The sequence below is a fragment of the Roseovarius sp. genome (assembly GCF_018066915.1).
GTDB lineage: Bacteria > Pseudomonadota > Alphaproteobacteria > Rhodobacterales > Rhodobacteraceae > Roseovarius.
This window is the reverse complement of sequence record NZ_JAGPVV010000352.1, coordinates 1-9495: the sequence shown is the minus strand read 5'-3', so window position 1 is coordinate 9495 and position 9495 is coordinate 1. Positions and strand designations below refer to the sequence as shown.

Below are 9495 nucleotides of genomic sequence, written 5' to 3'. Positions count from 1 at the left end.
GGACGAGACCGAGAGCGTGTCGCCTGAAACCATCGCGGCGGTCGAGGCCGCGTTGCAGCAGGCGGTGCCGGATATTCAGTTTACATCCGTCGAAAGCGTTGGGCCGAAGGTGTCGGGCGAGTTGATCCAGACTGCGATCCTGGCGGTCGTGCTCGCCATTGGGGCGGTGCTGATCTACATCTGGATGCGGTTCGAATGGCAATTCGCGGTCGGTGCGGTGATTGCGCTTGTGCATGACGTGGCGCTGACGGTGGGGGTGTTCTCGGAGTTGCAGATCCAGTTTGATCTGGCCATCATCGCGGCGCTCTTGACGCTTGTGGGCTATTCGCTGAACGACACGGTGGTGGTGTTTGACCGGGTGCGCGAGAACCTGCGCAAATACAAGCAAGTGCCGCTGCGCGAAGTTTTGAACTTGTCGATCAACGAGACGCTGAGCCGGACGATGATGACCTCGGTCACGACGCTTTTGGCGCTTTTGGCGCTCTATTTCCTTGGCGGTGATGTGATCCGGGGCTTTGTCTTTGCGATGATCTGGGGTGTTATCGTGGGCACTTATTCGTCGATCTTCGTGGCCAGCACGGTGCTGATGTGGCTGGGCATCAAGCGCGACTGGTCCAAACCGGATGCCAATGCGGGAACGCAGTTTGCCAATATAGATGCCTGAGGCGCTGAGCGCGGTCTGGGACACGCCGGGGCTTCCTTGGCTCTTGCTGGCGATCGGGCTGGCGGGGATCGTGCGGGGGTTTACCGGGTTCGGCACGGCGCTGATCTTTGTGCCGGTGGCGGGGATCTTCCTGCCGCCCGAGATCATCGTGGGGGTGATCACGCTGACGGGCATTGCCAGCACCTCGGCGCTGTTGCCAAGGGCATGGTCGCAGGCGGATCGCCGCGAAGTGGGGGTGCTGGCGCTCGCGGCACTGGTGACCGTGCCGATTGGTCTCTGGCTCATGGCGCGGCTCGATCCGGTCAGCATTCGTTGGGTGGTGGCCGCAGTTGGCGCGCTGACGCTGGCGGCGCTGATCACGGGCTGGCGGTTCTCCGGGCAGGTGGGGCGCGGGATGCTGCTGGCGATTGGTGCGGTGGCCGGGGTGATTGGTGGATTGACGGGACTGACCGGCCCGGTGGTGATCCTCTTTTACCTCGCCGGGCAATCGGTGGCGCAATCGGTGCGGGCCAATACGATCCTGTTTCTGGCGGCTCTGGATGTTGTGATTGTGATCAACCTGCTCTTGCGCGGGGCGATCAGCGGGCAGATTTTCCTTTTGGCACTGACACTTGCGGTGCCCTATTTCATCACATCGCTGATCGGGCAATCGCTCTTTGACCCGCGTCACGAGCGGCTCTATCGTTGGGCGGCCTATGCGGTGATCGGCCTTGCCGTGGTGAGCGGCTTGCCGATCTGGGTGACAGAAGGATAAGCGATGCGGATGACGGAAATCAGCTTTGACGGGGCGACGCCGATTGACGGCTATGGGCCGGGGTTCTTTCGGGTGGCCGGGCAGGTGATGGAGGGGGCCATTCTGGTCACGCCCAAGGGCGCGCGCACATGGGGTGGCTATGACGATGCGGCATCGCTGCTGGCCCTCGTGTCGGAGGTTGACGTGGTCTTTATCGGGACAGGCGCGGAAATAGCACATATTCCCAGCAGGTTGCGGGCGGAACTTGAAGCGGCAGGATTAGGTGTCGAGAGCATGAACTCGCCCGCCGCCTGTCGCACCTATAACGTGCTCTTGTCCGAGGGACGCCGGGTGGCGGCGGCGGTGTTGCCTGTGTGACGATCCGCGCGCTTATGGCGCTTTTCGATGGTATTGCATTGGGTTAAGCAAGGCGCATGATGCTCGAAGTCTCTGATCTGACAATCGCGCGCGGTGGAATTGCCGTGCTGGAAGGGGTGAGTTTCACGCTCGCCCCCGGTCAGGTGCTTGTGGTGCGGGGGCCGAACGGGATCGGCAAGACCACGCTCTTGCGGACGGTGGCGGGGCTACAACCCCCCGTCTCAGGGCGGATCGCGGTGCCGCCCGAAAGCCTTGTCTATGCCGGACATTCGGACGGGATCAAGGCCACGCTGACCGTCACCGAGAACTTGAAGTTCTGGGCGGAAGTATTTGGCCATAAAGACTATTTGACGGCGATTGAGGCGTTCAACCTTGGCCCGCTGGCGACCCGCCCGGCGGGCGCACTCTCGGCTGGGCAAAAGCGGCGTCTGGGATTGGCACGGCTTTTGGTGACGGGGCGAGCAATCTGGGTGCTGGATGAGCCGACCGTGTCGCTCGACACCGAGGCGGTGGCGATGTTCGTGCGCGCCGTGCGCGGGCATCTGGCAGCGGGGGGCATGGCGCTCATGGCCACGCACATCGACCTTGGCTTGGGTGAAGCGCAGGTGCTCGACGTCGCGGGATATCGTGCCAAGCCTTTGGCAGATCACGATTTTGACGGGGCGTTCCTATGATTGCGCTGCTCCTGCGGGATATTCGGCTGGCGATGCGCGCGGGCGGTGGCTTTGGTTTGGGGTTGTCGTTTTTCCTGATCGTCGTGGTGCTGGTGCCCTTTGGGGTCGGACCGCAAAGCGCGCTTTTGACGGTGATTGCCCCCGGTATCCTGTGGTTGGGGGCGCTGCTGGCGTGTCTGCTGTCGCTCGACCGCATTCTGGCGCTGGATTGGGAGGATGGGAGCCTCGACCTCTTGGCCACCTCGCCCTTGCCGATGGAGGGGATCGTCAGCGTCAAGGCGCTCGCGCATTGGCTGACAACGGGCCTGCCGCTGGTGGCGGCGGCACCGGTGCTGGGCCTGCTGCTCAACCTCTCAGAAGCGGGCTATAAGTGGTTGATAATATCACTTTTTCTGGGAACGCCCGCCCTCAGCGTGATCGGCACATTCGGGGCGGCGCTGACCGTTGGGCTCAAGCGAGGGGGGCTGTTGCTCAGCCTGCTTGTGCTGCCGCTCTATGTGCCTACATTGATCTTTGGGGCCGAGGTGGCGCGGCGTGGGGCGGAAGGGTTTGACGTGACGACCCCGCTCTTGATGCTGGCGGGGATTACCTGCGGCACCATCGCGCTTTTGCCTTTTGCCTCGGCTGCGGTATTGAGAGTGAACCTGCGCTGATGACACGGGAAACACGATGAACCTGAACGCATTCTGGGAATATGCCAATCCCAAGAAATTCATCCAGACCACGGACCGGCTCTTGCCTTGGTTCGCGGGGCTGGCGGCGGTGACGTTGGTGGGGGGGCTGATCTGGGGCTTCTTCTTTACGCCAGAGGATTACCGCCAGGGATCGACGGTAAAAATCATTTATTTACATGTGCCTAGCGCGCTTATGGCGATCAATGCCTGGTTGATGATGCTGGTCACATCGCTGATCTGGATCGTGCGGCGGCATCATGTGAGCGCGCTGGCGGCGCGGGCGGCGGCACCGGTGGGCATGGTGATGACGGTCATCGCGCTTGTGACAGGCGCAATTTGGGGGCAGCCGATGTGGGGCACTTGGTGGGCCTGGGACCCGCGGCTGACCAGCTTTCTCATCCTTTTTCTCTTTTATCTCGGATACATAGCCCTGTGGGAAGCGATCGAGAATGACGACACGGCGGCGGATCTGACCAGTATTCTCTGCCTTGTCGGATCGGTTTTCGCCCTGCTCAGCCGCTATGCGGTCAATTTCTGGAACCAGGGACTGCATCAAGGGGCGTCGCTCAGCCTCGACAAGGAGGAGAATGTTGCGGATGTTTTCTGGTATCCGCTGCTGGTCTGTATGGCAGGATTTGTTTTTCTTTTCATAGCCTTGGTGTTGATGCGGACGCGCACGGAAATCCGCGCGCGGCGGATGCGGGCGCTCTTGGCACGTGAGAGGATGGGGGCATGATGCCGGACTTGGGGAAATACGCAGAGGCAGTTCTGTCGTCTTATGCGGTGTCGATCCTGCTCATCGCGGTGCTGATCGCGGTGTCTGTGCGGCGCTCGAACCGCATCAAAAACGAGCTGCAAGAGGTTGAAAAAAAGGTGAAATCGAATGGCTAAAATCTCGCCCATGATGGTTCTGCCGCTGGTGATCTTTGCGGCGTTTGCCGGTCTGGCCTTTGTCGGCTTGCAGCGGGACAACCCCAATGAGTTGCCCTCGGCCTTGGCGGGCAAGGCGGCACCGGCGGTGGTGGTGACGCCGCTTGGGGAGGGAAAACCATTTGAAGACAGTGATTTACGGGGCGGAACGGTCAAACTGGTGAACTATTGGGCAAGCTGGTGTGCGCCCTGTCGGGTGGAGCATCCCAACCTTGAGAAACTGGCGAAGGACGGGATCACGATTTACGGTGTGAATTACAAGGATAAGGCCGATAACGCCTTGAATTTCTTGAAGGAACTTGGAAATCCTTATGCTGCCATGGGCGCGGATGAGAGCGGGCGGATGGCGCTGGATTGGGGCGTCTATGGCGTGCCTGAGACCTATGTCATTGATGGCAAAGGCAATATCGTTCTTCGCTTTGCCGGGCCGATCACCGAACGGGTGATGCAGAGCACGATTTTGCCCGCCATTGAGGCCGCGCGCTAGAGGCGTTAGGCCCCAAGGCGCGCAACCTTACACTTGGTAAGGTTTGCACGCAGATATTGTAAGGTCCGGCGCCCCCGTCATTCCGGCACCGTGCAGGCCTGCGCGCTGTTGGTCGCGGGCAGCGGACAGGAGGTCTGCTTGGGATTGTCGCCATAGGCACCATAGACAGCGAGCAGGCTGATCAGCCCGGCCTGGGCGAGGATGAGTGCGGTTGTGCGCATGATTTACCCTTTCTCAATCTCCTGCCCTCAAGATTGGGGTGCGGGCATTACGGAAAAAGGGGAATCACCTCACAATGGCATCAGGGGCGTTGGACCGGCGGGGAATGGCCGGAAATTGGGCGTCGCAGGCGGAACTCTGCGCAGGATATGAAAAAGGCGGCCCGGATGAGGGGCCGCCCTGTCGATGAGACCGCGTGGAAACTCAGGCCGCGGATTTGGCGAGGTTGCGCAGCACGTAATGCAGCACGCCGCCATGTTCGATATATTCGATCTCGATCGCGGTATCGATCCGGCATTTGAGCGTGATCGTTTTGGTCGTGCCATCGGCATAGGTGATCGTGCAGGGCACCTCGGCCAGCGGCTTGATCGTATCAAGGCCCGAGATGGCCACGGTTTCCTCACCGGTGAGGGCCAGCGACTTGCGCGTATCGCCGCCTGTGAACTCGAACGGGATGACGCCCATGCCGACGAGGTTGGAGCGGTGGATACGCTCGAAACTCTCGGCGATCACGGCCTTGACCCCCAGAAGCGCCGTGCCCTTGGCCGCCCAGTCACGCGAAGAGCCCGCGCCATACTGTTCGCCGCCAAAGATCACCAGCGGCGTGCCCGCCTCTTGATAGGCCATGGAGGCGTCAAAGATCGAGGTCTGCGCGCCGTCCGGCCCTTTGGTATAGCCGCCCTCGACACCATCGAGCATCTCGTTGCGGATGCGGATATTGGCGAAGGTGCCGCGCATCATCACCTCGTGGTTGCCGCGCCGCGAGCCGTAGGAGTTGAACTCGCGCACCGGCACCTGACGCTCGGTCAGGTATTTGCCGGCGGGGGTGGTTTCCTTGAAGGAGCCGGCAGGCGAGATATGGTCGGTCGTGACCATATCGCCCAAGAGCGCGAGCACGCGCGCGCCCGAGATATTGGAGATGGTGCCCGGCTCTTTGGCCATGCCTTTGAAATAGGGCGGGTTTTGCACATAGGTCGATTGCGCGGGCCAATCGTAAGTCTCGCCTTCGGAGGTCTCGACGGCCTGCCACATCTCGTCGCCTTTGAAGACATCGGCATACTTCGACTGGAACGCCTCGCGCGTGACGGTGCGTTCTACCAGTTCGGCGATCTCTTTTTGGCTGGGCCAGATGTCCTTGAGATAGACGGGATTGCCGCTCTGGTCGGTGCCCAGAGGTTCGGTGGTGAGGTCGATGTTCATGTCGCCCGCGATGGCATAGGCCACGACGAGGGGCGGCGAGGCGAGGTAATTGGCGCGCACATCGGGGGAAATGCGCCCCTCGAAATTGCGGTTGCCCGAGAGCACGGAGGTGGCCATGAGGTCGCCTTCGGCGATGGCCTCGGAGATTTCTTTTTGCAGGGGGCCGGAGTTGCCGATGCAGGTGGTGCAGCCATAGCCCACGAGGTTGAAGCCGATGGCATCGAGATCCTCTTGCAGCCCAGCCGCTTCGAGATAGGCCGAGACGACCTGCGAGCCGGGCGCAAGCGAGGTCTTGACCCAAGGCTTGCGGTTGAGACCAAGCGCGCGCGCCTTGCGGGCGACGAGGCCCGCGCCGATCATCACGTAAGGGTTGGAGGTGTTGGTGCAGGAGGTGATCGAGGCGATCACGACCGAACCGTCACGGATGGTATAGTCCTCGCCTTTGACCTTGACCGATTTGCGCGGGTCGGCGGCGACGGCCGTGGCCGGGCCTTCGGCGGCCATGTCGGCGGCGGCGGGGCTGGCATCCTTGCCGCGATATTGCGACACGACATCAAGGAAGGACGCGGCGGATTTGTCGAGGGTGACGTAATCCTGCGGGCGTTTCGGCCCCGAGATGGCGGGCACGATGGTGCCCATGTCGAGATGCAGCGTGTCGGTGTAGACGGGGGCGTAATCGGAGCCGCGCCAGAAGCCGTTGAGCTTGGCATAGGCCTCGACCAGTTCGACGCGGGCCTCGTCGCGCCCGGTGTTGCGCAGGTAGCGCAGGGTCTCGTCGTCAATCGGGAAGAAGCCGCAGGTGGCACCGTATTCGGGCGCCATATTGGCGATGGTGGCGCGGTCCGCCAGCGGCAGGTGATCGAGCCCCGCGCCGAAGAATTCGACGAATTTGCCCACCACGCCCTTTTTGCGCAGGAGTTCCACGACCTTGAGCACGAGATCGGTGCCGGTCGTGCCTTCGACCATGCGGCCGGTCAACTCAAAGCCCACAACCTCGGGGATGAGCATGGAAATCGGCTGACCCAGCATCGCGGCCTCGGCCTCGATCCCGCCCACGCCCCAGCCAAGGACGGCCATGCCGTTGACCATGGTGGTGTGGCTGTCGGTGCCGACGAGCGTATCGGGATAGGCCACGGTTTGGCCATGCTGGTCGGTGTCGGTCCAGACGGTCTGGGCCAGATATTCGAGATTGACCTGATGGCAGATGCCGGTGCCCGGCGGCACGACGCGGAAATTGTTGAACGCACCCTGGCCCCATTTCAGGAACTGGTAGCGCTCCATGTTGCGCTCGTATTCGCGGTCGACGTTCATCTGGAAGGCGCGGGGATTGCCGAATTCGTCGATCATCACCGAGTGGTCGATGACGAGGTCCACGGGATTGAGCGGGTTGATCTGCTGGGCGTCGCCACCAAGCGCCACGATGCCGTCGCGCATCGCGGCGAGATCGACGACAGCCGGAACGCCGGTGAAATCCTGCATCAACACGCGCGCCGGGCGATACGCCAGTTCGCGATTGGCGCTGCCGCCATTCGCCGCCCATTCGGAAAAGGCGCGGATGTCGTCAAGCGAGACGGTCTTGCCATCCTCGAAGCGCAGCATGTTTTCCAGCACCACCTTGAGGGCGGCGGGAAGGCGCGAGAAATCGCCAAGCCCGGCCTCTTCAGCGGCCGTGATCGAGTAATAGGCGACGGTCTGGTCGCCGACGGTGAGGGTCTTGCGGGTCTTGGCGCTGTCTTGTCCGACGCTGATGGGCATGGGCCGTCCTTTCATGGTCGAGGCTGGATCACTTGCCCATGCTTCTGACCGATTTGAAACGCCCGATCAAGAGGGGGGTAGGAATATTTGTATACTATTGCACACAATTGATCGATATTTCAGGAATTCCCCCCCGACTCTCGAAACCTTGATTGGTTATTGCGGGGCATGCGGCCTAGATACGTAGGGGCACGGATATGATATGTTCCGAATGTGGCTTTGCAGACCGAGCGGGAAGACGAACGATATGCGACACGTGGCAGCGAGCGTATGCGCAGGGCTTTTGTCCCTCTGGGCGGCACAGGCGGGTGCGGAGGATCGGCCTGTGGTGGTTGAGCTCTTTACCTCGCAGGGGTGCGCCTCTTGTCCGCCTGCGGATGCGTATTTTCAGGACCTCGCTGCGCGGGAGGATGTGATCGCGCTGTCGCTGCATGTGGATTACTGGGATTACATCGGCTGGGAGGACAGTTTCGGCAGTCCCGACAACAGCGCCCGGCAGCGTGGCTATGCCAAGGCGGGCGAGCGCAAGATGGTCTATACGCCGCAGATGATCATCAACGGGTCCGATCACGTCGTTGGCACGCGGTTCGAGGATGTCGAGGCGCTGATCGCGCGGCACCGGGCCGAGACGCATAATGGAATCGCCGTCGAGGTGGTGCGCGACGAGGCGCGGGTGCGGATTTCGGCGCGGGCAGAGCCTGCGCGCAGCATGCCGCTTTTGGTGCAACTGGTGCGCTATATTCCCAAGGAAACGGTGGCGATCGCGCATGGCGAGAATGCGGGCCGGACCATCACCTATGTCAATATCGTGACCGAGATGACGCCGCTCACCGTCTGGGACAGCCGTGAACCGCTCGACCTTGACCTGTCGCTGGCGCGCGAGGACAAGGCCATCGTGCTGTTGCAATATGTCGATTTCGGCACGATCGAGGCGGTCGCGCATCTGCAGTAAGGGCGCGGCCCTGCGCGGGCGTCTTTTTGAGTATTTTGTGAACGATGAACGCGGCGGGTCTCGGGGCGCCTCTGCGGTGTTATCCGCCTGTGTGGCTCATGTGGCGCGAGACGCGGCCATCGACGGTCTGGCGTGAATAGTCGAAATCATGGCCTTTGGGTTTGCGGGTGATCGCCGCGCGAATCGCCGCTTCGAGCATGGTGTCGCTGCCGGGGTTGTTGCGCAGAGGCGCGCGCAGGTCGGCCATATCCTCTTGGCCCAAGCACATGTAGAGCTCGCCGGTGCAGGTGAGGCGCACGCGGTTGCAGCTTTCGCAGAAATTATGCGTGAGCGGCGTGATGAAGCCGATTTTCTGGCCGGTTTCCTCAAGGCGCACATAGCGGGCGGGGCCGCCGCTGCGCTCGGTCAACTCGGTGAGGGTGAAGCGTTCGCCGAGGCGGGCACGCAGGTCGGAGAGTTTCCAGTATTGGCCCAAGCGGTCTTCGTTGCCAATGTCGCCCATCGGCATCACCTCGATGAAGGTGAGGTCCATGTCGCGGGAGGCGCACCACTCGGTCAGGGTGAAAAGCTCGTCCTCGTTGAAGCCCTTGAGCGCCACGGTGTTGATCTTGACGCGCAGCCCCGCATTTTGGGCCGCGTCGATGCCTTTGAGCACCTGGGGCAGGCGGCCCCAGCGGGTGATGTCGGCGAATTTCTGATCATCGAGCGTGTCGAGCGAGATATTCACCCGGCGCACGCCGGCTGCATAGAGATCGCCTGCGAAGCGTTCCATCTGGCTGCCGTTGGTGGTGAGGGTCAGTTCCTTGAGTGCGCCCGATTCCAGATGGCG

12 protein-coding genes are annotated in these 9495 nt (G+C 61.9%); 9 read left to right on the top strand and 3 right to left on the bottom strand.

Annotated features, from left to right (window positions below; translation table 11 throughout):
- The 8 genes from secF to KBT70_RS19735 form a co-directional block, all read left to right on the top strand.
- Positions 1-664 (top strand): protein translocase subunit SecF (secF, locus tag KBT70_RS19770; RefSeq protein WP_296638144.1); only part of this gene is annotated, 664 nt, incomplete at its 5' end.
- Positions 657-1418 carry a sulfite exporter TauE/SafE family protein gene (locus tag KBT70_RS19765; RefSeq protein WP_296638143.1) on the top strand — a complete coding sequence of 254 codons (762 nt, stop codon included), beginning with the start codon at positions 657-659 and terminating at the stop codon, positions 1416-1418. The genes secF and KBT70_RS19765, both read left to right, overlap by 8 nt.
- A gap of 3 nt (positions 1419-1421) precedes the next feature.
- Complete coding sequence (locus KBT70_RS19760; protein WP_296638125.1) at positions 1422-1775, top strand: Mth938-like domain-containing protein; 354 nt, start codon at positions 1422-1424, stop codon at positions 1773-1775.
- A gap of 56 nt (positions 1776-1831) precedes the next feature.
- Positions 1832-2449 (top strand): heme ABC exporter ATP-binding protein CcmA, encoded by a 618-nt coding sequence (gene ccmA, locus KBT70_RS19755; RefSeq protein ID WP_296638124.1) that lies wholly within the window; start codon positions 1832-1834, stop codon positions 2447-2449.
- The gene (ccmB, locus tag KBT70_RS19750) at positions 2446-3102 is read left to right on the top strand and encodes a heme exporter protein CcmB (protein WP_296638123.1); all 657 of its coding nucleotides are present in this window, start codon (positions 2446-2448) and stop codon (positions 3100-3102) included. Before ccmA ends, ccmB begins: the two co-directional genes overlap by 4 nt.
- A 16-nt stretch (positions 3103-3118) precedes the next feature.
- The gene (locus KBT70_RS19745; protein WP_296638121.1) at positions 3119-3859 is read left to right on the top strand and encodes a heme ABC transporter permease; all 741 of its coding nucleotides are present in this window, start codon (positions 3119-3121) and stop codon (positions 3857-3859) included.
- Complete coding sequence (ccmD, locus tag KBT70_RS19740) at positions 3856-4014, top strand: heme exporter protein CcmD (RefSeq protein WP_296638119.1); 159 nt, start codon at positions 3856-3858, stop codon at positions 4012-4014. Before KBT70_RS19745 ends, ccmD begins: the two co-directional genes overlap by 4 nt.
- Positions 4007-4540: a DsbE family thiol:disulfide interchange protein gene (locus KBT70_RS19735; protein ID WP_296638118.1), complete on the top strand. Its 534-nt coding sequence runs from the start codon at positions 4007-4009 to the stop codon at positions 4538-4540. Before ccmD ends, KBT70_RS19735 begins: the two co-directional genes overlap by 8 nt.
- A 77-nt stretch (positions 4541-4617) precedes the next feature.
- On the opposite strand, the gene KBT70_RS19730 is transcribed toward KBT70_RS19735, so the two are convergent.
- Together KBT70_RS19730 and acnA are read right to left on the bottom strand one after the other, a co-directional pair.
- Positions 4618-4761, bottom strand: coding sequence for a hypothetical protein (locus tag KBT70_RS19730; protein ID WP_296638115.1), 144 nt, complete (start codon positions 4759-4761; stop codon positions 4618-4620).
- Positions 4762-4963: 202 nt separating this feature from the next.
- The gene (gene acnA, locus KBT70_RS19725) at positions 4964-7714 is read right to left on the bottom strand and encodes an aconitate hydratase AcnA (RefSeq protein ID WP_296638114.1); all 2751 of its coding nucleotides are present in this window, start codon (positions 7712-7714) and stop codon (positions 4964-4966) included.
- A 247-nt stretch (positions 7715-7961) separates the two neighbouring features.
- Between acnA and KBT70_RS19720 the strand changes: the two genes are divergently transcribed.
- Entirely contained in the window at positions 7962-8666 is a 705-nt protein-coding gene (locus tag KBT70_RS19720) for a DUF1223 domain-containing protein (protein WP_296638113.1), read from the top strand.
- Between the two features lie 79 nt (positions 8667-8745).
- Here the strand turns inward: KBT70_RS19720 and moaA are convergent.
- Positions 8746-9495: GTP 3',8-cyclase MoaA (gene moaA / locus KBT70_RS19715; RefSeq protein ID WP_296638111.1), on the bottom strand; the 750-nt coding region annotated here is incomplete at its 5' end.

Excerpts from the sequence above, each read along its gene's own strand:
- KBT70_RS19760 (WP_296638125.1), top strand. The coding sequence starts at position 1,422 with ATGCGGATGACGGAAATCAGCTTTGACGGGGCGACGCCGATTGACGGC.
- acnA (WP_296638114.1), bottom strand. The coding sequence starts at position 7,714 with ATGCCCATCAGCGTCGGACAAGACAGCGCCAAGACCCGCAAGACCCTC.
- ccmD (WP_296638119.1), top strand. The coding sequence starts at position 3,856 with ATGATGCCGGACTTGGGGAAATACGCAGAGGCAGTTCTGTCGTCTTAT.
- ccmB (WP_296638123.1), top strand. The coding sequence starts at position 2,446 with ATGATTGCGCTGCTCCTGCGGGATATTCGGCTGGCGATGCGCGCGGGC.
- KBT70_RS19745 (WP_296638121.1), top strand. The coding sequence starts at position 3,119 with ATGAACCTGAACGCATTCTGGGAATATGCCAATCCCAAGAAATTCATC.
- KBT70_RS19735 (WP_296638118.1), top strand. The coding sequence starts at position 4,007 with ATGGCTAAAATCTCGCCCATGATGGTTCTGCCGCTGGTGATCTTTGCG.
- KBT70_RS19765 (WP_296638143.1), top strand. The coding sequence starts at position 657 with ATGCCTGAGGCGCTGAGCGCGGTCTGGGACACGCCGGGGCTTCCTTGG.
- KBT70_RS19720 (WP_296638113.1), top strand. The coding sequence starts at position 7,962 with ATGCGACACGTGGCAGCGAGCGTATGCGCAGGGCTTTTGTCCCTCTGG.
- ccmA (WP_296638124.1), top strand. The coding sequence starts at position 1,832 with ATGATGCTCGAAGTCTCTGATCTGACAATCGCGCGCGGTGGAATTGCC.
- KBT70_RS19730 (WP_296638115.1), bottom strand. The coding sequence starts at position 4,761 with ATGCGCACAACCGCACTCATCCTCGCCCAGGCCGGGCTGATCAGCCTG.